This is a genomic window from Planomonospora alba, from assembly GCF_039534085.1.
Lineage (GTDB): Bacteria > Actinomycetota > Actinomycetes > Streptosporangiales > Streptosporangiaceae > Planomonospora_B > Planomonospora_B alba.
This window is the reverse complement of record NZ_BAAAUT010000005.1, coordinates 111941-134661: the sequence shown is the minus strand read 5'-3', so window position 1 is coordinate 134661 and position 22721 is coordinate 111941. Positions and strand designations below refer to the sequence as shown.

The window sequence follows — 22721 nt, the reverse complement described above, 5'->3', positions numbered from 1 at the left end:
CGGTCACCGCCCCTCGGCCGTGACGTCGCACAGGACCGGGCGGACCCCGTCGGGGTTCTCCGCGACGATGCTCGCGATGTCCTGTGCCATCGTCGGCGTCCGGAGGTCGGCGACGGTGCTCGGCGGGACGCCGATGCTCAGCGCCAGGCGGAGCATTCCGGCGAACCGGTACCCCGGATCGGCCGACAGCGCCCGGTCGACCGCGACGAGCGCGAGGGTCCCGTCTCCGGTCACCAGCGCCATGACCGCGGCCAGGCAGGCGGGCGCGGGCACGTAAGCGGGCTCCACCCGGCGGGTGACCTCCGCCCACAGCCGCAGGTGCGTCTGGTCGGAGTGCTCGGTGAAGGTCAGCGCCGAATCCCGGACCGGGATGATCGTCAGCAGGACGCCGAGCCACGCCACCTGCTCATCCGAGAGCTCCTGCCCCCGGTCCACCTGGCAGAGAGCCTCCCTGATCCGGGCCAGGCCCTCGGCGTACCAGTAGGCGCCGGTCGACGTCGGGGACGCGAGCAGCGCGTTCGCCCGGGCGTGCGCGGCCAGCGTCGCCTCCCGCATGGCCGTACGGCGGGCACCGTCGACCGGGGCGAGCGTGGCCTCCAGCGCACCGCGGTCCGGGAGCGCGACCAGTCCGGCCACCACCGCGTTCGCCGCGATCTCACCGCAGCCGTCGACCGGGAGCCCGTCCGGCGGGCAGCAGGACGGGTCGGCGCAGACGTAGGACCAGCAGCGGCCGTCCTCCACCCGCAGCGCCTCCAGGACTTCGATCCCGTGGCCGGGGAGGGTCTCCCGGATGACGTCCATGACGGGCGTCACCCGGGAGCCGGGACCGTATCCGGCCAGCATGACGCGGGTGACGGCGTTGCGGGTGAGCATGCGCGACAGCTCCCGGGCGATCGACGGCGCGCCGTGGTCGGGCAGGTCGAAGCGGATCGTGCCGAGCACCGAGCCGGAGTCGGACTGCATCATGATCACGACCATGCTCAGGCTGGGGTGGAAGCCGAGCAGGTACGGCACGACCGCGACCAGGTCGGCGGGGCCGGACAGGCGGAGCGGTTCGGTCATGGGAAACCTCCAGGAAAGACGAGAGCCCCCGGCGGTGCCGGGGGCGGAGAGACGGGAACGCGCCGCGCGGAGTGAGCGCGGGCGGGTGGGTTACGGGTCGAGCGGGCGCGGCGGTCCGGGGCGGCGGCCGGTGTTCGCCATGGCGGTCACCGGGCCGTGCAGCCGGGTGAGACGTGGTCCACGCCGCCGCAGTAGCCGCACACGTCCTCCAGCGCGTAGAGCGACAGATCCTCGGCGTGGGCGTCGCGCCAGGCCAGCTGGGTCCCGGCGTAGCCGTCGAAGTACTCCGGATCGGTGTCACCCGGCTGGAGCGTCAGGTACGACAGCACGGTCCGGGCGGCCCGAATCAGTTCCCCGGTGGTCAGGGTGGCACCGGCCGCGGAGCTGATGTCGGAGGCGGCGAAGATGGTTCGCCTCCCGCGCGACAGCCGGTAGTACCAGCGGATCCGGCCGTCGTCGGTACGGCCGCGCGGCCACAGCTCCAGCGTGTGGAGGCCGTCGATCGGCCAGGCCGCCAGCAGCCGGGGAGAGATCTCCCAGCCCGGGGGCAGCACCACCTGGTCAAGCACCGGCATGGAACACCCCCTCCAGGCATCGGTGGACACGGGCGGAAGGGAAGAGCTCCCGGATCTCGCTCAGGCTGCGGACGTCGCCGCTCCAGTCGCCGGGCTCACCGGGCTGGGGCGGGATGTAGTGGTGCCGTGCCGGGCAGCCCGGCCCGTGCGCCTCCGGGGCGACGCTCGGGCAGAGCACGATGACGTGCACGTCATGGGCAGAGGTGTCCTCCACCGAAGATCCTCCTTTCGGGCATGCGGAAGCCGTCCGGGCGGGCCTGCCGTACCGCCCGGACGGCGGAGAGGAGAAGGGGCGTTCAGACCGGGCGGGCCTCGGCCTCCCGGCCCTGGACCCGGGTGATCGTGCGGGCCTCGCGCCGGGCGCAGCGCTCCCCTCGGTGGATCAGCCCGTCGGAGACGAGCAGACCGGTACCGGGATCGCGGACGTACACCCGGTACGGGCGGGGATCGGGCATGGCTGTCCTCCAGCCGGCACGCTGGGAGACACGCGAGATCCCGGCGTGCCGCGCGGTTCAGGCCAGGCGGACGGCCTGAACGCTCGACTGGAAACGCTGCCCGTGCGCCTCCACCTTGCCGTCGGCCCGGAAACCGGTCTTGCCGCTGCTGAAGGTGCGAGGTTGGAGGTCCTCCAGCAGGCCCGAGAGCGCGGCGCCCATCTCCTCCGTCGTCGCCCGCACGACGGCGTTCGGGTCCTGCTTGGAGCCGACCAGTACGGCCTGGGCCTGGCACTGGTAGCGGACCCCGTCAACGGTGATCTTCGCCGAGCCGTGGAAGCCCTTGGACCCCGTGGAGAAGACCTTGGGCGTGAGCTCCGACTTGATCATGTTCACTAGCGCCTGGCTGATGTCCATGAACACTCCCGTGTGCGGCATGGCCCAGGCCCGATGCCCGGGCCACAGCGAGGTGGCGTGTCCAGCCGCCGTCCACGGGTTCAGCCGGCGGGGGACCTTCCGGTCCCGGATATGAAGACCGTTCCGTCGCGTCGTTCCGGATGCGGAGAGCGGAACGGGGACTCTCCGCCGACGGTCGCCCCGCGGTGCCGGAGACACCGCGCGAGCCGGGCGAGCACCGCGCGGAAGCGCGTTTCTCGCCCTCACTTGAATACGGGAGCCGCGGCGGCCCGACCGTCCGCGATCGGCAGGATTCTTTCGTGGCTGCCGGTCGCGCGGACGGCCGGACCGTGCCCGGCGCCCCCGCCGCTCACGTGCCTGCGAGTGTGCGTGAGTCCGAGCATGGGGCGCTGGGTCGTGCGGCGCAGCGTGTGAGCGGTGCCGTGCGGTGTGCGCCGTGCGGTGTTTTCGCTCTCACTTGAATACGGGTGGTGAGGCGGTCCAAGCGTCCGAGCATTCCAAGATTCTTTCGGGCGGTTGTCCCGGCAGATGGCGAAGCGCCCCAGAGCCGGGCGGCTCTGGGGCGCTCTGTGAAGGTCTGTCACTCGGTCCCGGTGCTCAGGGTGCCCCCGTAGACCATCGCGTCTCTCGCTTCGTCGAGACGCTCGGAGAGCTCCCGCCACTCGGCACGCGCGGCGTCACGGGTACGGATGACGGCCCGGCGGGAGCCGTACGCGCCCCCGTGCTGCTCCTGAGCCGTGCGGGCCAGGACACCCGCCCGTCCCAGGTCCTCGGCCTGCATGGCGATGCTGAGAGCCTTCCGCAGGACCGGGAAGTCCTGCCCGTCCCCGAACGCCGTGCGGAAGATCTCGGCGCTGTGCTGAGCCGCGCAGAACGCCACGGCCGCGCGCGTCGCGTTCTCGACATGGGGCAGTCCGCGCATGAGCTGGGCGCCCGGCGTCGCGTCGATCTCATCCGGTGGAACGTCCAGCCGGTAGCCGTTTCGCGCGGCGGCATCCCGCACGGCCCATCGCTGGAGAGTCACACGCGTGATGGTCATCTCTCCGCCGTCCCGGCGGACGTAGACCCACGCCTGAGTCTCACGGGTGGGACCGCTCTCGGGAGCCGGGGCACAGGAGGAGAGGACATCACGGAGACGCTGCGCGAAGAGGAGAACGGCGTCCTGCGTGACGTCGTCCGAGACGTCATCGGTGCCGTACGGGGCGTGTCCCTGCTTGACGACGGTTGCGCTCCCGTCCATCCGCTTACGGGAACGGGTGGAATCGACCGTGCGGCAGTAGCCGCGCGCCAGTTTGCGGATGTCCTCCCAGTCCTCAGCCGTGACGCGCGACATGTCCTCAGGAGTGAGATTCGCGCCGGGGACGTTGGAAGGGACATACTTCCCGAAAATCCAGCTCGACATGAGCTTTCTCCGATCGCTCGCGACGCGCAACCATTCTGCGCGCCACCGTTTTCTTGGTCAATTCAATTGAACCGCGAAATGGAGATCGAATCAACGGATTCCGGCGTCTCTTTGATGTGTTTTACCAGGTCAGACATGGAGGGGTGGAGGGAAGTGCTGGATGGGTCTGGTGTGGGGGATGCATATGCTGTGTGCCTTTGGTTCGTTGAATATGCTGGCTAAATAAATGAAGTAAGTGGCGGAGTTTTGTGCATTATGTGTGGGTGCGAGCTGTCTGCATCCGTCCTTCTGGGGATAGGGGTGAATCCCCATGCGAGTCGGGGTGTCCTCCGGCCTTACTTTAGCCCTCCTGCCTGCTCTGATGTCTCGGTAGGAGGGTCGAGTTAAAATGGCGGGCCATCTGTAACGTTATCAGGAGGGGTAACGGGAAGGGTGCTGGCGACCACTCACATCGGCGCTGAATAGGGTTGTCTCTCCATAGAGGGTGGGGAGTAAGCTCTTTTTTGACTGGTTAGTGCCGTCCATCTAAGCGGACGTTGGTCGCTACCGACTTTATGTAGGAGCGAAGCTTTATTTTTGATCGAACATCCCATATCAAGCACTCGGTGTCGCCGCTCTGGGGCAAGGGAACTGTGGGGCGGAATCTGGGCCACTCTTCCAGAATGATCTTCTCGGCGATCCGGACCTGCCAGCGGGGTGCTTCGATGCTTTGCAGGAGGCGTCCGCCGTGTCGCTCATGGTCGCGAATCCTATTGGCTAAGCCGATTCCGACCTTGATGAATCTTTCTCCATGCCAATCCGGAAACTCTATTAGATACAAGTAGGAGGGCGAGTCATTGTTGAGCGGAAGTCGCCCAAAGTTGATGAACACCCAATAGCCGAGTTCTGGATCGATTCCTGCGCCCGTGTAAGGGAGTCGATTATTGTATCGGGCGGCCTCCATGACCGGATTTTCGTAGTCCAACTCCTGTAGGATTGGCTCAATCTTGTCAATCAGAAGCATTTCCTTCTTCTGGAAGCTCATGATCTTATGTTGGCAGTAGCACTTGGCGGGTGGTCCAACTATTGCCGTGTTGTACATGCGCCGCCTGCCGCAGAGTTCGCATGTTCCAATGATTACAGGGTAGGGACCGATTGGTCCCCGGTCGACAACGATTCGCTCTTCGTGCAACATGTTCAATACCTGCCGGGAGCTAATTGGGGGCGGATTAAATATTGAATCTTGCGGATTCTATCGATTCGGGGTTGCGGATACTTATACATGGGATTGGAGCGACCCACAATAGGGCGCGGTGAGGTGAAGCATTCGGCGAGACTGTCTTGGAGGTGGAGCGGATCGTAGGGAAGTCTGGTGGACGCGCAGGGCAGGGCAGGCCCTCTCTATGCCTGAGAGCGCCCGGCTTCTAATCTTGACCGAGTCGTCCGGTAGATGGAGGTATGCGTGAAGATCGAGGCTGTCTTCTTCGACGTCGGGGAGACGATCGTGGATGAGACCCGCGAGTACGGCACCTGGGCCGACTGGCTCGGTGTTCCCCGGCACACCTTCTCGGCCGTCTTCGGCGCCGTCATCGCCCGGGGCGGCGACTACCGCGAGACCTTCCAGTACTTCCGGCCCGGCTTCGACCTGCACGCGGAGCGGGAACGGCGGGCCGAGGCCGGGGAGCCGGAGAGCTTCTCCGAGGAGAACCTCTACGCCGACGCCCGCCCCTGCCTGGCCGCGCTGCGCGAGCAGGGACTACGGGTGGGTCTGGCCGGCAACCAGACCGCCCGGGCGGAGAAGATCCTGCGCGCCCTCGACCTGCCGGTGGACCTGATCGGGACCTCCGACAGCTGGGGTGTGGAGAAGCCCTCCGACGCCTTCTTCGAGCGGGTCGTCGCGGAGGCCGGCTGCCCGGCCGGGGCCGTGCTGTACGTGGGCGACCGGCTGGACAACGACGTCAAGCCCGCGCAGGCCGCGGGCATCCCGACGGCGCTCATCCGGCGGGGCCCCTGGGGCTACATCCTCCAGGACCCGGAAGCGGCCGAGCGGTGCCTGTTCCGGCTCGACTCCCTGGCCGAGCTGCCGGAGCTGGTCCGCAAGCACAACGAGGGTTAGGCCGACAGCTCGGGACGGTGCAGCCGGTCCAGCGCGTGCAGCCGCTCCCTGACCGTCTGCATCTCGCGCCCGTCCGGCAGCGCCCGCTGGACCCGGTCGATCCGCTCGTAGCCGGTGGCGTACCACGCACCCGTCAGAGCCTCCACGGCCTCGTCGAGCCGCGCGATCGCCAGGTCCGCGTCGCTCCCGGCGTGGGCGGCGGCCAGGTCGGCCAGGAGCACCGACCGCTGCTTGCCCTCGCCGTCGCCGAGGGCGCCGAGCGCGCGGTCCAGGCGGCGCGCAGCCTCGGTGGTCTCGCCCGCAGCCAGCGCGCTGTACCCGGCGAAGCCGTCCAGCCGCGCCCGCCCGAAGAAGTCGAGCCAGGCGGGGTCGTCCCCGGTGCCGTCGATCGCGCGGTCCGCGCGGTCGATGTGCCGCAGGCAGCCCTTGGCGTCCCCGCAGCGCGCCCGGATCTCCGAGGCCACGCAGTGCAGCCAGGCGCGGGTGAGCGGGCCGACGCCGTGCCAGGCGTGCGCGAACGCGGCCTCGATCAGACCCTGAGCCGCCGCTTCGTCCCGTGCGAAACCGGGGACGAAGGCCGCGTGCGCCAGTACGGCCGCCGCCAGGGCGTGGTCGCCGCACTCGCGCGTGGCGAGGATCGCCGTCTGGAAGAGCCGCTGGGCGGTGACGGGCTGCTGCAGGTCGAAGAAGGCGATCCGCCCGGTGAGCAGGGCCGAACGGGCCGCCGCACCGGCCAGGCGCTCACGGAGGTCGGTGCTCGACGACGTGCGGAGCAGCCGGACGCCGAGCTGGGTGTGGGCGGCGGAGGCCTCGAAGAGCTCCGCGGCCGGGGTGGACCAGTAGAGCGCGCTCTGCCGGGTGACGACGTCCGCGTAGGCGTCCACGGAGTCGGCGTCCAGGTTGCCCCGGCCGTCCAGCACGGACTCCAAGCGCTTCCACGCCGGTGAGTCGGGCCCCTCGGTGAGGAGCGGGCCGAACAGTCCCACACCGAGCAGGCCGCGCAGGAAGGTGCCGCGGTCGATGCCCTCGTCCCCGATCATGCTGAGCAACCTCCGTATTTCCCGCACCACGTCGGAGACCGGCCGCATGGCCAACTCTTCGGGGGTGAGCAGTCCCAGTTCACTCGCCGACTTGTTGAAGATCGTCACCAGATGCTTACGGTAACGCGGTTCCGGCCACCGCTCACCTGTCTCCCACCGCCGCACCGTGTTGGCCGTCAGGCCGGTGAAGGTCTCCCCTCCGCGCTCCATGGAGACGCGGATCCGTTCGGCGAGCTCCTCGTAGGACCAGCCTCGCTGCAGCCGCTCCCAGGAGAGCTGTCGGTTCGGCGGATGGCGATGGGTCGTAGGCATCTCACACCCCCGGTGCTGGGCGTCGCGTGACAACTCGACAGTACGGACAACCCATGCCACGCGTCAGCTACTGGCTGTGACTGGATGTGCTCTGGCTGATACTCCGCGCCGGACCGCCGCGGTTTGCTTGCGCCGTACGAACGAGACCGCTCCGTCGGTGAGCGGCACGGCAGCCCACGCGGACCACCGGGAGGTGCGGATTGTCCCCGCAGCAGACGCTCGACGTCGTCTCCCGGCCGGACGCGGGAAACCGGTCCGGCGGACACCGCATCCTGGTGCGGCTGCTCCGGCCCGGTACGGCGGCGCGGCGCGCCCGTGTCGTGATCCGCGAGGTGCTGCTGCGGAGCGGGGCCGACGCCGGGAGCATCGGTGACGCGGAGAGCGCGGTGGCCGAGCTGGCCGCCAACGCCGAAGCGTACGCCCGCTGCCCCTACGAGCTGCGCGTCGTCTTCGACGGCGGCAGACCGGCCTGGTGCGAGGTCGTCGACGGCGATCCCGATCTCGGCGGCATCCCCGCCGTCCTCGACCGGCTCCGCACCGGCGGCGACGAGCCTGCGCTGGACCTGTTCGGGGAGCGCGGGCGGGGGCTGCTCCTGGTGCACCTGCTCTCGGAAGGCCGTTGCCGGGCGTACCCCACCAGGACGTGCGCGACCGGGACTCCCGGAAAGGCCGTCGCCTTCGCCCTGCCCACCAAGACCGGTCCGCGTCCGCGTTCACCCGTGCCGGATGCCGGACCGCCCGGCCGGGCCGGTGCCCGCCATCCCACATCCCCGTGGGCACCGGCCCTCGCCGGTCACCTGTCCTTCCCCTGACCCCAGGACCGGCGGCGGTGTTCCGGGACTCCCGCCGCCGGTCCTGGCCCCACCCCCCGAGTCCCCGTGGAGGGCCACCCATGAGTGACGACCCCCGACCAGCCGGCCGCGCCACCGTGACGATCGAACCGGAGAAAGCCGCCACCGCCCTCCGGCAGCTCGCCGCGGAACTGGAGGGCCGCCGATTCTCGGCGCGGCTGCGCACTAAAGAAGGAACTCCTCCCTGTCTCACCGTGATCAACCTCGCCGCTCCGGCGCTGGCGGACAGCGTGCTCGTCGCCGTCGACGCGGATGACGAGTGGTGCTTCTTCTTCCCCTGGCCGGAACGGATCGCCCCAGTCGGCGACGTCATGGCCGCGGCCGACCGCATCGAGCGCGTCCTCGCCGAGATCGATCGGTAGCCCGGCGCGCGGTGCCCAGGCCGGGAGAACACCCCGGCGGTGTGGCGATGCGCGGCGACATGCGTGCCCCGCATGTCGTCGCGCTGCTCGACCTGGGCTCCTGCCGGTGGAGGTCCACCACGTTCACGACCGGTTCCACCCCGTTCATCCCCGACCAGTCCAACCGTGAGGAGTGCCCATGACGACCACCGGCATGGAAACCCCCGTGTCCCGAGCCGACACCACGCTCGAGGCTGACAGCGTCACCGAGCTGTTCACCAGCGCGGTCGCCCTGACCCTGCGCGGGCGGAGGGTCAGCCCGCGCGGCATGGGCACGCGAGAGGTGCTGGACGTGCGGCTCATCCTGCGCCGGCCCAGGGCGCGGCTGCTGCACCTGCCGCCTGCCCGCGTGCTCAACACGGCGTTCGCCGTCGCCGAGACCGTGTGGATCCTGTCCGGCTCCGACGATGCGTGGATCTACACGTTCAACGACCGGCTCAGGCAGTACGCCGACGACGGCGTCCTGCGCGGCGCTTACGGGCCGAGGATGCGCCGCTGGCACGACCGCACCGATCAGCTGGCCAAGGTCCTGACCACACTCCGGCACGACCCCGACTCCCGCCGGGCGGTCGTCCAGCTGTACGACCCGGCACGGGACGCCGACGGGCACAGCGACGTGCCCTGCACCCTCGGATACCGCTTCCACCTGCGCAGCGGCAGGCTCCACATGTCCACCACGATGCGCAGCCAGGACCTATGGACCGGCCTGCCGTACGACATGTTCGCCGCCACCGTCCTGCACGAGCTGATGGCCGGGTGGCTGGAAGCCGACCTCGGCGACTACCACCACCACGTCGACTCCCTCCACCTGTACGACACGGACCAGGAGAAGGCCGAGGCCGTACCGGACAGTGCGGTGAGGGGCCCCGAGCTGTGCGACCTCACCGTCCCGTGGGAGGGGTTCGACGACCTGCTCTCCCGCGTCCAGGCCGGGCAGCCGGTCGGCCACCCCGGCTGGGACACGCTGGCCGCCGCACTGGCCGGCTACCGGCTGTGGAAGGGCGGCGACCGGGACGCCGCGGTCGACCACGCCGGGCGCATCCCCGGACCGATCGGCGAGGGCATGCGCACCTGGTACGCCGAGCTGGCCACGCGTACGCGGACGGTGGCCGGATGAACGCGGACGGACGCCCGCACGTGGTGCTGGGCCTGTGCTCCTTCACCCACGACTCGGCCGCCGCGCTCCTCGTCGACGGCGCCCTGGCCGGCTTCGTCGAGGAAGAGCGGCTCTCGGCGGTCAAGCACACCCGCGCCTACCCCGCCCGGGCCGTCGAATGGCTGCTGGGGCGCGCCGGGATCACCGCCGACGAGGTCACCGAGGTCGCCTACAACTTCCACCCCCTCCGCTACCTGGACGCGCTCCCCTCCGTGCTGCCGCTGCTGGCCTCCGCCGAGGGGCGGCAGCGGGCACTGCCCCGCGCCGCCGGCTTCGCCAAGGTCGCCGCCCGCACCCTGCGCCGCACCATCGGCCTGGGGATGATGTTCCCGTACGCCCGCGTGCGGCCGTTCCAGCACCACCGCACCCACCAGATGTACGCGTTCGCCGCATCCGGATGGGACAGGGCGACCCTCCTCGTCGTCGACAGCCTCGGCGAGACGCAGACCACCACCGTCGCCGTCGGCCGCCAGGACGACCCCGGCCGCCCTGGCGTGCGGACTCTGCGGGCACTGCACGACCCGGCGTCCCTCGGCTACGTCTACGGTGCGGTCACCGAGCACCTCGGCTGGCGGCGCGGAGACGAGGAGGGCACGGTGATGGCACTGGCGGCCTTCGGGGACCCGGCGCGCTTCCGGTCCCTGTTCGCCCGCGCCGTCCCCGTCACGGCGACGGGATTCACGCTGGACCCGGCCTACTTCCTGCCGAGGGTGCTGTCGTCGAAGTACGCGCGGCTCTCCGCACGGTTCGCCGCCGAGACCTGCCCGCCCCGGAACCCCCGGGAACCGGTCGAGCAGGTCCACCGGGACCTGGCCGCCGCCCTTCAGGAACGCACCGAGACCGTCATGCTGCACCTGGCCCGGCTGGCGGTCGCCCGGACCGGAATCCGGAGGCTCTGCCTCGGCGGAGGCGTGGCCACGAACTGCGTCGCCGTCGGCAGGATCATCGAGGCGGGCATCGCCGACGAGGTGTTCGTCCCGCCCGCCCCGGGGGACGCCGGAACCGCCATCGGCGCGGCGCTGATCGCGCACGTGGAGGCGGACGCACGGCCGGTGACCGGCGTCGCCGGGACCTGCTACCTCGGGCCGAGCTTCCCCGACCCGGCGCTGGACCTGTCCGCCTGGCCCGGCCTCACCGAACTGCCGATCCCCGGGGATCCAGCCGAGTTCCTGGCCGAGCAACTCGCCTCCGGGCGCATCGTCGGCCTCTTCCAGGGCGAAGTCGAAGCGGGACCCCGCGCGCTGGGCAACCGCTCCATCCTCGCCTCCCCGCTCAACCCGGGCGTCGTCGAACGGCTGAACGCGACCGTGAAGTTCCGCGAGCCGTTCCGCCCGTTCGCCCCGATGATCCCCGCCGAACTGGCCGGGGAGTACTTCACGCTCGGCCAGGCGGCGCCGTACATGTCGATGGCCTCCAAGGTCACCGACCTTGCCCGAGAGCGGATCGGTGCCGTCGTCCACGCCAACGGCACGGCCCGTCTCCAGACGGTCACCAAGGACGCCAACCCGTTCGTGCACACGTTGCTGCACGCCTTCGCCGCCCGCACCGGCGTCCCCGTCCTGATCAACACCAGCCTCAACGTCAAGGGCAGACCGATCTGCGGAACCCCCGCGATGGCGCTGGAGTGCCTGGCCTCCTCCGGCCTGGACGCCCTGCTGCTCGAAGGCAGGTGGATCACCAAATGATCATCGGCTACAGCTTCTGGGGCTTCCTCGGCTCCGGCGTCACCGACACACCCGACGGCGGGCGCAGTCACCGCCGCACTCTGATCGACGCCCTCGGCGGCGACGGTCACCGGGTCGTTTCCCTCCAGCCCGATCGCGACCTGTACGAGGCCGGGGACGACCTCGGCGGACGGTACGTCTTCGATCCCGGTCTCCCCGACATCGACGTGCTGTTCCTGGAGTGGCGCTGGCCCATCCCCGGCCGCAACACCACCCCCTGCGGGGAACCGGGCCACACCTGCGACCTGCACCGCCAGCGGCAGCTGCTGGACCACTACGCCTTCGCCCTGGGCACTCCCACGCTCATCTGGGACAAGGACCGGCGTCTGGCCGCCGACGATCCGCTGCGCCGCCGACCCGGCGTGATCGTGTGCGAGGCCGCGCTCAGCCCCACCCTGGGAGCACGGCGGCTGCTCTTCCCCGTCCGCGACACCGATGTGGACGCGGCCGACCCGGCCGAGCTCGCCGCCCGCCCGAGACCCGTACCGCTGGCCTACGTCGGCAACCAGTACGACCGCGACGACGCGTTCGACCGGTTCTTCGCCCCGGCCGCCGCCCGGTTCCGCCACGTCGTCGCCGGCAAATGGACCAGCACCGGCCGATGGCCGCACGTCGCCTTCACCGGCCGCATCCCCTTCCCCCGGGTGAGCGAGCTGTACGGCGAGGCGCTGGCCACCGTCCTGCTGCTGCCCGACCGGTATGCGGCAGCCGGTCAGATGACCCAGCGGATCTTCGAAGCGGTGCTCTCCGGCTGCGTGCCGCTGGCCCCGGCGACCATCCGCCACGTCGACATGTTCGTCCCGCCCCGGCTGATCGTGAACGACGGGAGCGACACGATCCGCACCCTCCACTGGCTCCGCAGCGTCAGGGGCAGCCGGGCGCACGCGGATCTCATCGCGGAATGCCTGCGCCGCCTGGAGGTGTTCCGGCTCAGCCTCCAGCTCCAGGCGCTCCGCACGGTCCTCACCGAGCTGTCGGCGGCCGGCGCCGTACGGCAGGCGGGGAGGCGGAGATGACGGCCCTCGAAGGACGGTCCCGCCCTGCTGGGGACCGGTCGCGCGACCGCAGCGCCGTGCCTCCATCAATGATCTTCATCTCGACTATCGTGGAGCATCGTGCAGCGGATGAACCGGGTCGCCGTCGTCGGCTCCGGAGGGAGCGGCAAGTCCTACGTCGCCCGCGAACTGGGCCGGCTGCTCGACGCACCGGTGACCCACCTGGACGCCGTCTTCTTCGACGACGACTGGAACCCGCTGCCGCAGGACAAGTTCGAGGCCGCGCAGCGCGAGCTGGTGGCGGCGCCGCGGTGGGTCATCGACGGCAACTACAACTCGACCCTGCACGTACGGCTGGAAGCCTGCGACACCGTGGTCATGATGGACGTCCCCACGTGGACCGCCCTCTGGGGGATCTTCTCCCGGCAGATCCGCCACGGTGCGGGCCAGCACGGTGCGGGCGTCTACAACCGCATCCACCGGGGTGTGGTCACCTACGTCGCCACCTACCGCCGGCGGATGCGGCCTCAGGTACTCGACAAGATCCAGCGGTTCGCGGGGGACAAGCAGGTGGTCTTCCTACGCGGACGGCGTCAGACCCGCCGCTGGCTGGAGCAGGTCGCCGCCCGGCGCTGAGCCGCCGCTCACCGGCACTCGCCTGGACGACCGGGCGGCGGCCATGAGCACGGCCAACGCCTTCACCCGCTCCACCGCCCAGCGGGAGCTGTACGGAAGCGGAGCCCGGCTGGCGACCCGCACGAGGGCCCTGCACCGAGCCAAGACGAGCGGCCGTCCCGTGGCCGACGTCATCGCCGAGCTGGCCGCCGCTCACCTACCTACAGCCTCCGGGACGGTGGTCGCCGACATCGGCTGCGGGCGCGGCACCACCAGCCGTGCCCTGACCGAACGGCTCCGGCCCCGGTGTCTGCTGGCCGTCGACGCCTCCGTTGCGATGATCACCGACGCCCGTGCCCGGATCACCGGCGATGCTCCGATCGTCTACCTGCAAGCGGACTTCCACCGCCTGCCCCTGGCCGGTGCGGCGTGCGATCTCGTGGTGGCCGCGTTCTGCCTCTACCACTCTCGTGATCCGCGCTCCGTCGTGGCCGAACTCGCCCGCGTCCTGCGGCCCGGCGGCCTCGCCGCCCTGGTCACCAAGAGCGCCGACAGCTATCAGGCGCTGGACCACCTGGTGGCCGGGGCAGGGCTCGACCCGGACGCGCTGGAACGGCCGAGCCTGTACTCCACGGCGCACAGCGGCAACCTGCCCACCCTGCTGCCGCCGTCCCTGCGGACCGTCCACCTCGAACACGAGCGGCACACGTTCGACTTCACCGACCTCGGCCACGTCGCCGCATACCTGGCCACGACCCCCAAGTACGAACTGCCGCCAGGACTGGCCGGTGATCCGGACGCGATCACCTCACGGCTGCGGGCCAGGCTCCCCGACGGCCCCGTCCACGCCGCCTCCACCGTGACCTACCTGCTGGCCCGAAAGGAGGACACCACGTGAACAGGAAGGTGTTCAGCAAGCCGTACGGCTCGCCGGGCGCCGCTCTCCGGGCCGCCGCGCACCACGCCTGGCTGGCCGAGCACACCCCGCTCCGGCAGCCGGAACTGCTGGCCGTGCACCCGGAGCGGCTCGACTTCGAGCACATCGACGGCCGTCACGCAGGAGTCGAGGACCTGCCGACGGTGGCGGCCGTACTCGGCGAGGCACATGCCTCCGCCTGGTGCGGTGACCTGTGCCGGGCCTCGCTGAACGCCCCGCATCCTCTGCCGTGGGGGCACACCCTGCCCGGCTTCGCGGTCCTCCGACGGGCAGTCCTCGACCGGCACCACCGGGACGGCCTCATCACCGATGAGGAGCTGGAGGCCGCCGTCGACCTGCTACGCACCGATCCGGACGAGCCGACGACCTTCTACAAGGACAGCAACCCGCGCAACATCCTCATCACCCCGGCCGGGCCGACCATCGTGGACACCGACGACCTCACGCTCGCCCCGTTCGGCTACGACCTGGCCAAGCTCGTCGTCACCCTCGCCATGACGCACGGCCCGATTCCCCCGGCAGCCGTCACGGCCGCCCTGACCGCCTACAACGAGGGCGTCGCCTCCCGCACCGACGCGCCGGCCGAGGTCACGCCGTCCCGGCTGCTCGACCACGCGTGGCTCCACCATCTGCTCACCCGTCCCTACCTGGGCCGCGGAGGCTACCGGTACCCGTGGCCACAGGTACGGCCCGCACCGGAGGACCTCACATGATCGTCTCCCAGCTGGTTCTCATCAGGCACGGGCAGGCCCACTGCAACGTGGCGGGCGTCGTCGGCGGCCCGCGGACCTGTACGGGTCTGACCGGCCTGGGACGCCGCCAGGTCGTCCTCACCGCCCAGCGACTCGCCGCCGAGCACTCCCACGACCCGTTCCACGCCCTGTATGCGGGGCCGCGCAGACGGCTCCAGCAGACCGGGCGGATCCTCGCCGAAGTCGTCGGCCTACCTCTGGCCGTCGAACCCGGACTGGAAGGACCCCGCCACGGCGACGCCGACGGCCGGCCCTGGCACGAGGTGAAGTCCGACTTCGGCGGTGGCCCGCACACCAGGCCCGACCTGCCGTGGGCCACCAGCTCCGACACCTGGAACGGCTACCTGCGACGAGCCGGCGAGTTCCTCACCCAACTGATCGGCCGGCACGAGGGCGAGCGCGTCCTGCTCGCCGCTCACGGGGAGACCGTGCTCGCCGTCCACACGCTGCTGCTGGGAATCCCCGCAGGCACGCAGAGCGGGTTCACCGTCGACCACGGGTCCATCACCCGCTGGCAGCTCCACCGCAACCGGTTCGGCGACGACCGGTGGATGCTGGACCGTCACAACGACACCGCTCACCTGGCCGGAAGCTCCGAGGCATGAGCACGGCCACGGAGGCCCTGCTGGCCGTCGCCCAGGACACGCTCGGTCCCGTCACGGTGGAGCGCGCGCCAGACCTTCCCGCGCACCTCACGCTCCTCGCCGACGCCGCGGGCGACCGCTACCTGCTCAAGCGGCACACCGACCCGGAGCGGTTCCACGCTGAGATCCACGCCTACACCGCGTGGAGACCGCAGCTCGGAGCTCGCGCTCCGCATCTGGTCGCATTCGACGAGGGAAGCTGCTCGTTACTGGTCACCTACGTGCCCGGCCGCCGGGCCGACCGGCTGCGGCCCGGATCCACAGCGGAGGAACGCGCCCACCGAGGCGCGGGGGAGACCCTCCGCCTTCTGCACGCGGTCCCCCTCGAACAGCCGGCGGTCGACGTCGCCGCCTTCCTGGCAGGGCGGATGCTCCACTGGGCGGTCCGTGCCCATGCCGCCGCGCTGATCGACCAGGCCGAGCTGCGCACCCTGCACCGGCACGCCGAGGAACTGGCCGCCACCCCCATGGACGGCGTCATCTGTCATCTCGACTACCAGCCGCGCAACTGGATCGTCCAGCCGGACGGCGGCATCGCCGTCATCGACTTCGAGCACACCCGCCCCGACGCGCTCGTCCGGGACCTCGCGCGCCTGGCCTTCCGCCGCTGGCCGCACCGACCCCGGCTGCGGGAGGAGTTCCTCACCGGCTACGGCCGTGACCTGTCCGACGAGGAGGAGCGCCTGCTGTCCCGCTTCGCCGCCGTCGAAGCCCTCACCTCGATGGTGCGGGGTGACGAACGGGGGGACCCTCGCCTCTTCGCCTACGGCAAGGCCCTGCTCGCAGCCATCCTTTGAAGACTCTCCTGGAGGATTTCATGATCGACTCTCTGCGGACCGCCGACAGCTCCCCGCGGGTGATCCGACGAGCCGTGGTCACCGGAGCCGCGGGCTTCATCGGCTCCCACCTGTGCCGCGCCCTGCTCCAACAGGGCGCGACCGTGATCGGCGTCGACCGTCGCGACCCCGACACCGACACGGTCGCCGCAGTCAACCTCGCCGACGTGTCCGGGGATCCCGCGTTCTTCCCCGTCACCGCGGACCTGCGCACCTGCGCGATCGAACCCCTGATTCTGGACGCCGACGCCGTTTTCCACCTGGCGGGCATCCCCGGCGTACGCCCGTCCTGGGGAGCCGGTTTCGACGACTACGTCGCCTGCAACATCACGGCGACCCAACGGCTCATGCACGCCATGATCCGTCTGCGCGTGCCCCGCCTCGTGGTCGCCTCCTCCTCCAGCGTCTACGGCGGCACTCTCGGCCGGCCGAGCGCGGAGACCGACCACCCCCGTCCGGCGTCGCCGTACGCCGTCACGAAGCTGGCCGAAGAGCAGCTGTGCCTGGCCCACGCCGCGCGGCCGGGCTGTCCCACCACCGTGGTCGCCCTGCGGTACTTCACCGTGTACGGGCCCCGCCAGCGCGACGACATGTTCATCCAGCGGCTTCTGACCGCCGCTGTGACAGGCCGACCCATCCAGATCTACGGGGACGGCACCCAGCGCCGTGACTTCACCTACGTCGACGACGCGGTCGCCGCGACCATCGCCGCGGCGACCGTGCCTCTCTCCAACAGCGTGTTCAACGTCGGATCCGGCCGCAGTGTCCGGCTCACCGAGGTGGTGGACCAAGCCCGACGGCTCGTCGACCACCCCATCGTGGTGGAGACGCTTCCCGCGGCCAACGGAGACGTCCACGCCACCTGCGCGGACGTCTCCAGAGTTCAATCGGTGCTCGGTTGGGAGCCCGAGACCGAGTTGATCACCGGTATGGCCACCCATCTGGACTGGGTTCGAGCATGCGGTTCCGTGTTGGGAGCAGCGTGATCGGGTTTCGGCATGCTGTAGGGGACTACCTTCAGCGAGCCGCTCGGTCACCGTCCTATCCCTGCTGGCTCACCGCCCTGCCCGTTCGTCTGCTCCGGGGAACCTCCGTCCTGTGCTGAGGCGGGGCTGTCGAGGGAGCTCTGCGCGGGGCTGAAGGCCTGGCTGAGCGGACGCACGATGCCGCGAAGCACCTGGGCAAGCGCTGTGAGAACGTTGGGCAGGTCACGGGCGTCGGCCTTGTTGATGGCCGCCTTGGCGATCGCGCACACCACGTAAGAGATCACCAGGACGGTTCCGAACCAGGCAGCGAGAAGGAAGACGGGCCAGGGCAGAGAAGTGATGGACATCTTTTCTCCCGGAGAAACACGAAAGCGGCCCCGCAAGGCGAAGCCGCTTTCGAGTGGACAGGGACGGAAATGAAAAGAGCCCTTGTATCTGCATAGAGAACTCAAGGGCTTCTGGGTATGGGCATACGTGCCGCAACTGATGTCGAGTGTAGTGTCCCTGTCGAGTCTGCGGCAATCCTCTTTTCTCCCTGAGCGTGGTGCTGGCTATGCCTGCCGGCTCTATGTGCAGGGTGTCGATGGCTGCATGGTTCAGCGCCTAATCAACGAAGTTGCTGGTGGGGGTGCTTGAAGCTGCTCGCCTACTTCTACTTGACCGTGCTCGCCAGGGCTGGCGAGGGCAAGCTCCGCCTGGGATCGCTGGGTGTACGAGGAGTCTATTTCTGTCAACTGTTGTCAACGGTAGGCGGCGGTAGGGAGTGGTAGTCCGTTCCCCTCCGACGGTTGGTCGCTCTTGTTGTCAACTGTTGTCATCTGTTGCCTACTTGAGGCAAGATGTGGCGAGTATTGCCCCTTCGGGGCTCTCGGAGGGAGGGCTGATGAAGAGTAAAGGCATCAGGATGCGGACTCTGGAAGAACTGCCCGAGGGTCCACATCGCCGGTTCCTTGAAGCGCTGTTCGCTGCATATAAGGATGCTGGTCGTCCTACGCTCCGCGATATAAGTAGGAAGATCGATGATTTAGGGATTGACGTTCGCGTCAGCCCGGAGACGGTGCGCCGCATCCTCCAGGGTATCTTGGTCCCCGGGCGGTGGATCTATGTGGACGCTGTCTTTCTGGCCTTGTGCAAGCTCGGTGGTTATGATCCTGATGATCGATCATGGATAGGTGATGGTCGCTTCTCTGCGAGACGCGAACTCATGCATCTGTGGAACGATGCCATTGACAATCCTGGCCCGGATCCGGAAGCTTCTTCTGGTCCTGGACCTGTCTCGAAAATCGCTCCTGCTCCCGTTCCCGTCGCTGATTTTTACAACTCTCAGGACGACCTTCCTTTCTGATTGCCTCTCATGAGGTCTTGCTGGAATATGCATCATGTTCGATATCTCGTTACTTTGCCGATGGCTCTCCGGTGCGGAGTATTTCGAATAGGCGTTTCTCGATCAGAAGATCGGGGTCAATGCCAAGGGTGCTCTGGTGCTGACGAAGGAGCTGAACGGTTCGGCCTGCCTCGTCTCGGCGGCCGAGTCGTAGCTGGAGGCGGACGATGCGTACGTACGTCTCCTCGACGTCGGGATCCAGGGAACGGGCACGTTCGAGAGCATCAAGAGCACGCTCCGGGTCCACAGTTTCGTACGCTTCGGCGAGCTGGCTGAGCGTGTCGGCCTGTGACCGGGTCAGGGGATAGCGGTGCTCCTCGATCCACTCGGTGTTCAACCCGTGGGCCAATTCTCCCTGGCAGAGCGCGGCGGCCTTCTGGAGCGCGGCGAGACGATCCGCGGAACGGGAGGCCGTCCTCACCTGCTCCAGCGCCGCCTGGTAGTCCCACAGGTCCACGCTGACCAGCTTGGGGTCGATGCGGTAGACCGCGCTGTCCTTGGTGGTGGACGCGTTGATGAACGGTGCCTTCCGAGGCTCGGGGTTCACGTACCCCGTGGCGGTGGTGAGCGCATTGCGGAGATGGCGCAGCGTGTTGTGGATGTCCTTGCAGACCTCGTCGGGCCAGAGCGCCGTCGTCAGCTGGTCCCGCGTCACGCCATGAGGATGGAGGGCCAGGTAGGCGAGCGTGTTGAGTTGCAACCAGCTCAGACCGAGCGGTTGTGAACGGCCACGCACCCGCACGGTGGGCGGTCCGAGGATCGACAGGCGGACCGGTTCAGGACCGTCCCAGGCATCGGCATCCGCCGGAGACGACGGTTCTTCTTCCGTCTCCGTCTCCGAAGGAGGGACCAACTCCCGGAGATGGGCCGCGGCCTCGTCCGCCGTGATGTGGAACAGCTGCGCGCCCTCGAAGGTCTCCGCGAGAGGACCTTCGACCCCGCGAATCCGGTGGTCGTCGTCGACCTCACAGGTGGTGCTGCCCGTCCACGGGCCCAGGACCAGTGCACCCATCCCGGTGCTCTGGCCGGAGCCCAGCAGCGCGGTGATGCGCTTCGATGCCTCGTCGTCGGGTTCGGCCACCAGCACGACCACGGGCAGAACCTCACCCGGATCCCGCTCACGCAGCTCTCCGAGCGTCGACGCTTCGCGCTCCAGGAGCATGCGCCGCCGGGTGAAGTGCGTCTCCTCGAACCGCTTGAGCGCCTCCTCGGGTGAGGGGACGACGGTCAGACCCGGTACGGCCCTCGCCATCACGTCCGGTTCATCTGCGGGGAGGCCGAGCAGGCTCTCGGCGAGAGCTGTGCACAGGACCACCTCGGCCCTGAAATCGCTTGCCTGCCGGAGGAGGTCGACGATCAGGTAACGGGCGACGTTGGGTGCCCCGGGCCCGGTGACACCCAGGCGGAGACCGGCGAGCTGGAGGCGAACGGGATCACCATCAGGCCGTCCGCCGATCGCTGTCCCATCGGGTACGTCAGTGGAGTCGGCCTGCCGCAGCAGTTCGGCGTCGGTGGGGACGTCCTCGCCGCGCTCGGTGAAGGTCCGCCGATGGGCCCGCCGGAGCTCCCGGACGGCCGGCGCCGGCTCTGGCTCGGGAGTGATCTGCACACCCTCCGGGATCGAGGGCGGGATCCGGCGGCGGCGCCGGTGGAGTAGGTTCGCCGCGTAGGCCGTACTGATGCCGGCCGCATAGGCGAAGGCGACCAGCGATCCGGAGGACAGCTCGATCGCCTCAGAGCTCCGGAAAGCCTGCTCGACAGAGGGTTTCGCGGACGGAGTTTGCACGGCGCCGGGCTTGGGAAGGCGGATGCCTCGCGCCGAGGAGTCGGCGGCCGGATCCTTCCTGGCAGGTTCGGCGGCAGGTGGTTTCCCCGTCGGGAGCCGGAGCTTCCACCTCGGGTGGATGAGGTCGGGATCGGTGAAGACCCGTCCATCGGGTTGACGTGAGTAGGCGTTGAGCTTCCAGATCTTCACCCAGCGGCGTGGGTTTCCCAGCCTCTTGTCGGCGATCTCCCGAAGGGTGTCGCCGGGCTCCACCCGATGGAACCGCTCCTCCGATGCATCGAGGTGGTCGGCGAGCTGCGGATGGAGTGGAGCCATCGCGGCGACCGGTGGGGGAGGGGCGACCGCGGCCGTGGCCGCGGAGACCGGGGCGCTGACCGCGAGCGCGGCGGAGGCAACCAGGTAAGCGGCCAGGCGCTGCATCCCGCCCAGCCCGCGGAGCTGCGGCGCGGCCCGCAACCCGCGCAGCCGTGCGACGATCTCCATCACCACGGTGAGACAGAACGACGCCCAGGCGCCCCAGGCGACGATCTCGACGACCGAGATGAACAGCGTCCCGTCGTCACGGCTGGTCAGCCTGTCTGCGACCTCCTGCACCGTGGGAAAGTGATCAGGGAACGGAAACCCGGCCACGCTGTGGAACAGGACGGGAAACCCGATCACCACGGTGACGAGTACGGCTGTCGCGAGCAGCGCCCGCAGGAGACGGATCAGGATCATCGGTTCGGCCCTTCGACACCGGAGACCAGGTCGGCGGTTGCGGTGGCGGTCGCCGACACGGAGGAGAGCCCGACCATGGACAGCAGCCAGGTCGGCTTGGTGACCGTGACGCTCACCCGGATCGAGTCCGGCCCCGCGATGCCGACCGCGCCGCTGTGGCCACCGGCATCGAGATACGCCCGGGCGGCCCGTACGGCGGCGCCCCGGTCCACCACGAAGTCGTCACCCCGGTAGGCGGCTGCCAGATCGATCTGCCCGGCACCGGCCCGGGCGGCCTCCTCGGCGACGCCGACCGCTTCCCACCCCGCCCGCAGTTTGGCCCCGCCGTCCACCGCCAGCCCGACGAACAGCAGCAGGACGGTGATGAAGACGAGCGTGTACGGCGTGACCGCGCCATGTTCCGGACAGGGAGACGCTGAAAACCTCATCCCACCGCCCCCACCAGAGCCTCGACAGGGACCAACCCCACCGCCCTTCCCCGGTAAGGGTCCAACGGGCTGGTGAAGGTCGCCCGCCGTACGACGCTGCCTGGGAGACCGGGAAAGGCCAGGTCGCTGAGCGGCACCGTACAACTCACCGACGCCGACACGGTGGCAGGAGTACCGACCGGACGGCCGAAGCCGCCGGTGTCCACCCTGACGTCCACTGACATGCAGCTCACGCCCTGGCTCCGCAGCGACTCCTGGGCGCTCTCCCGTGCCTTCGCGCCGGCCGCGCTGCCCGCCCGGGAGATGGACGCCTGCCGCGCCGCGTCCCGGGCGGCGGCCTCCACCGCCGCGGTGACCACGGCGACCCGACCGGCGGCGGCGCCGAACAGCAGGACCAGGACGAGCGCCGTGATGCCGAGCATCGCCTCCACCGACGCGCTACCGCGATCCCGCGACCACCGCCGGTCCGTTCGCACGCTCATGGCTCCGCCCCCTCGGAAGGAACGGTGAACCGCTCGACGGCCCCCGCGGCCTCCCCGGTGACCGGGATCGACTCCAGGAACGGCACCATGGACAGCGACCGCCCCCGCACGACCACCCGGACCGTCGTCGTGTCCCCTCCGGCCGACGCGCTGATCGAGTGCAGGAAGCCCCCCGCGGTCCGTTCGGCATAGCTGCGGGCCGCGTCGGCGCCGGCCGTACGGGACGCCCCCTCGGCGCGGGCGGCGCGCACCCCCTGCTGGGCGGCGGCCAAGGCCACCGAGCGGGCGAAGAACAGCAGGCAGACCTGCATGCACGCCAGCACCGTGAGCATGATGACGGGCAGCACGATGACGACCTCGACGGTGATCGAACCCGCATCACCCCGCCGCGCCACCCGCCACCGGCGGTGACCTCCACGCCCCGCCGGTCCCAGTGCGGCCCGGCCTCTTCCACGACCGCTCACCGCGCGGCTCACAGGCTGATCTGGTTCGCTTTTTCGACGATCTTCGCGGTGACGATGCCCATCACGGTCAGGGCGACGAGCGCCAACGCCGCGATGATGATCATTGTTTCGGCGGACATGGCCCCCCGCTCCGGGTCCTCCCGCAGTCGCGCCAGCCTGTCGCGAAGGAGATCCACGCGGGCCGTCCAGTAGGCGGCCTCCGGCGGAAGGTGCTTGCGCATCGCGA

28 protein-coding genes are annotated in these 22721 nt (G+C 69.6%); 14 read left to right on the top strand and 14 right to left on the bottom strand.

Translation table 11 applies throughout. The features are described from left to right. Positions 1-3: 3 nt before the first annotated feature. From ABD823_RS04410 to ABD823_RS04380, 7 genes are all read right to left on the bottom strand, one after another. Positions 4-1062 (bottom strand): DUF4192 domain-containing protein, encoded by a 1059-nt coding sequence (locus ABD823_RS04410; protein WP_344856153.1) that lies wholly within the window; start codon positions 1060-1062, stop codon positions 4-6. Between the two features lie 146 nt (positions 1063-1208). After that, a complete protein-coding gene (locus ABD823_RS04405; RefSeq protein ID WP_344856151.1) occupies positions 1209-1637 on the bottom strand; it encodes a hypothetical protein in 429 nt (142 codons plus the stop codon). Continuing rightward, positions 1624-1851, bottom strand: coding sequence for a hypothetical protein (locus ABD823_RS04400; RefSeq protein WP_344856149.1), 228 nt, complete (start codon positions 1849-1851; stop codon positions 1624-1626). The genes ABD823_RS04405 and ABD823_RS04400 overlap by 14 nt, the downstream gene beginning before the upstream one ends. A gap of 82 nt (positions 1852-1933) precedes the next feature. Beyond that, complete coding sequence (locus ABD823_RS04395; RefSeq protein ID WP_344856147.1) at positions 1934-2092, bottom strand: hypothetical protein; 159 nt, start codon at positions 2090-2092, stop codon at positions 1934-1936. 57 nt (positions 2093-2149) lie between these two features. Then, on the bottom strand, positions 2150-2488 hold the full coding sequence (locus ABD823_RS04390) for a hypothetical protein (RefSeq protein ID WP_344856145.1): 339 nt from the start codon (positions 2486-2488) through the stop codon (positions 2150-2152). Between the two features lie 580 nt (positions 2489-3068). Then, entirely contained in the window at positions 3069-3890 is an 822-nt protein-coding gene (locus ABD823_RS04385) for a hypothetical protein (protein WP_344856143.1), read from the bottom strand. A 511-nt stretch (positions 3891-4401) separates the two neighbouring features. Continuing rightward, on the bottom strand, positions 4402-4914 hold the full coding sequence (locus ABD823_RS04380) for a hypothetical protein (protein ID WP_344856141.1): 513 nt from the start codon (positions 4912-4914) through the stop codon (positions 4402-4404). Positions 4915-5331: 417 nt separating this feature from the next. On the opposite strand from ABD823_RS04380, the gene ABD823_RS04375 reads away from it, so the two are divergent. After that, on the top strand, positions 5332-5985 hold the full coding sequence (locus ABD823_RS04375; RefSeq protein WP_344856139.1) for an HAD family hydrolase: 654 nt from the start codon (positions 5332-5334) through the stop codon (positions 5983-5985). Here ABD823_RS04375 and ABD823_RS04370 read toward each other — a convergent pair. Further along, positions 5982-7337, bottom strand: a complete 1356-nt coding sequence (locus tag ABD823_RS04370; protein WP_344856137.1) for a helix-turn-helix domain-containing protein — start codon at positions 7335-7337, stop codon at positions 5982-5984. The genes ABD823_RS04375 and ABD823_RS04370 overlap by 4 nt on opposite strands. A 200-nt stretch (positions 7338-7537) precedes the next feature. Here ABD823_RS04370 and ABD823_RS04365 point away from each other — a divergent pair, with 200 nt between their 5' ends. The 12 genes from ABD823_RS04365 (at position 7538) to ABD823_RS04310 (ending at position 17234) form a co-directional block, all read left to right on the top strand. After that, entirely contained in the window at positions 7538-8149 is a 612-nt protein-coding gene (locus ABD823_RS04365; protein WP_344856135.1) for an ATP-binding protein, read from the top strand. A gap of 80 nt (positions 8150-8229) precedes the next feature. Then, the gene (locus tag ABD823_RS04360; protein WP_344856133.1) at positions 8230-8550 is read left to right on the top strand and encodes a hypothetical protein; all 321 of its coding nucleotides are present in this window, start codon (positions 8230-8232) and stop codon (positions 8548-8550) included. A 59-nt stretch (positions 8551-8609) separates the two neighbouring features. Continuing rightward, positions 8610-8732 carry a hypothetical protein gene (locus ABD823_RS04355; protein ID WP_344856131.1) on the top strand — a complete coding sequence of 41 codons (123 nt, stop codon included), beginning with the start codon at positions 8610-8612 and terminating at the stop codon, positions 8730-8732. After that, positions 8729-9706: a thymidylate synthase gene (locus ABD823_RS04350; RefSeq protein WP_344856129.1), complete on the top strand. Its 978-nt coding sequence runs from the start codon at positions 8729-8731 to the stop codon at positions 9704-9706. Before ABD823_RS04355 ends, ABD823_RS04350 begins: the two co-directional genes overlap by 4 nt. Beyond that, positions 9703-11430 (top strand): carbamoyltransferase family protein, encoded by a 1728-nt coding sequence (locus ABD823_RS04345; protein WP_344856127.1) that lies wholly within the window; start codon positions 9703-9705, stop codon positions 11428-11430. Before ABD823_RS04350 ends, ABD823_RS04345 begins: the two co-directional genes overlap by 4 nt. Further along, the gene (locus tag ABD823_RS04340) at positions 11427-12485 is read left to right on the top strand and encodes a glycosyltransferase family protein (protein WP_344856125.1); all 1059 of its coding nucleotides are present in this window, start codon (positions 11427-11429) and stop codon (positions 12483-12485) included. The genes ABD823_RS04345 and ABD823_RS04340 overlap by 4 nt, the downstream gene beginning before the upstream one ends. Before the next feature lie 108 nt (positions 12486-12593). Beyond that, the gene (locus tag ABD823_RS04335; RefSeq protein ID WP_344856248.1) at positions 12594-13100 is read left to right on the top strand and encodes a P-loop NTPase family protein; all 507 of its coding nucleotides are present in this window, start codon (positions 12594-12596) and stop codon (positions 13098-13100) included. Positions 13101-13143: 43 nt separating this feature from the next. Beyond that, positions 13144-13977, top strand: a complete 834-nt coding sequence (locus ABD823_RS04330; protein WP_344856123.1) for a class I SAM-dependent methyltransferase — start codon at positions 13144-13146, stop codon at positions 13975-13977. Beyond that, positions 13974-14729, top strand: coding sequence for a phosphotransferase (locus ABD823_RS04325; RefSeq protein ID WP_344856122.1), 756 nt, complete (start codon positions 13974-13976; stop codon positions 14727-14729). The genes ABD823_RS04330 and ABD823_RS04325 overlap by 4 nt, the downstream gene beginning before the upstream one ends. Continuing rightward, a complete protein-coding gene (locus ABD823_RS04320) occupies positions 14726-15373 on the top strand; it encodes a histidine phosphatase family protein (RefSeq protein WP_344856121.1) in 648 nt (215 codons plus the stop codon). The genes ABD823_RS04325 and ABD823_RS04320 overlap by 4 nt, the downstream gene beginning before the upstream one ends. Continuing rightward, positions 15370-16209, top strand: a complete 840-nt coding sequence (locus ABD823_RS04315) for an aminoglycoside phosphotransferase family protein (protein ID WP_344856120.1) — start codon at positions 15370-15372, stop codon at positions 16207-16209. The genes ABD823_RS04320 and ABD823_RS04315 overlap by 4 nt, the downstream gene beginning before the upstream one ends. A gap of 20 nt (positions 16210-16229) precedes the next feature. Continuing rightward, complete coding sequence (locus tag ABD823_RS04310) at positions 16230-17234, top strand: NAD-dependent epimerase/dehydratase family protein (RefSeq protein ID WP_344856119.1); 1005 nt, start codon at positions 16230-16232, stop codon at positions 17232-17234. A 47-nt stretch (positions 17235-17281) separates the two neighbouring features. On the opposite strand, the gene ABD823_RS04305 is transcribed toward ABD823_RS04310, so the two are convergent. Then, entirely contained in the window at positions 17282-17581 is a 300-nt protein-coding gene (locus ABD823_RS04305) for a hypothetical protein (RefSeq protein ID WP_344856118.1), read from the bottom strand. Positions 17582-18117: 536 nt separating this feature from the next. Between ABD823_RS04305 and ABD823_RS04300 the strand changes: the two genes are divergently transcribed. After that, positions 18118-18579 carry a hypothetical protein gene (locus ABD823_RS04300; RefSeq protein ID WP_344856117.1) on the top strand — a complete coding sequence of 154 codons (462 nt, stop codon included), beginning with the start codon at positions 18118-18120 and terminating at the stop codon, positions 18577-18579. A 49-nt stretch (positions 18580-18628) separates the two neighbouring features. Here the strand turns inward: ABD823_RS04300 and ABD823_RS04295 are convergent, their stop codons facing one another. From ABD823_RS04295 to ABD823_RS04275, 5 genes are all read right to left on the bottom strand, one after another. Then, complete coding sequence (locus tag ABD823_RS04295) at positions 18629-21121, bottom strand: AfsR/SARP family transcriptional regulator (RefSeq protein WP_344856116.1); 2493 nt, start codon at positions 21119-21121, stop codon at positions 18629-18631. Then, positions 21118-21549: a pilus assembly protein TadG-related protein gene (locus ABD823_RS04290; RefSeq protein ID WP_344856115.1), complete on the bottom strand. Its 432-nt coding sequence runs from the start codon at positions 21547-21549 to the stop codon at positions 21118-21120. Before ABD823_RS04290 ends, ABD823_RS04295 begins: the two co-directional genes overlap by 4 nt. After that, on the bottom strand, positions 21546-22031 hold the full coding sequence (locus tag ABD823_RS04285) for a hypothetical protein (RefSeq protein WP_344856114.1): 486 nt from the start codon (positions 22029-22031) through the stop codon (positions 21546-21548). Before ABD823_RS04285 ends, ABD823_RS04290 begins: the two co-directional genes overlap by 4 nt. Further along, complete coding sequence (locus ABD823_RS04280) at positions 22028-22426, bottom strand: TadE/TadG family type IV pilus assembly protein (protein WP_344856113.1); 399 nt, start codon at positions 22424-22426, stop codon at positions 22028-22030. The genes ABD823_RS04285 and ABD823_RS04280 overlap by 4 nt, the downstream gene beginning before the upstream one ends. 77 nt (positions 22427-22503) lie before the next feature. Further along, the gene (locus tag ABD823_RS04275; RefSeq protein WP_344856111.1) at positions 22504-22716 is read right to left on the bottom strand and encodes a hypothetical protein; all 213 of its coding nucleotides are present in this window, start codon (positions 22714-22716) and stop codon (positions 22504-22506) included. Positions 22717-22721: the final 5 nt, after the last annotated feature.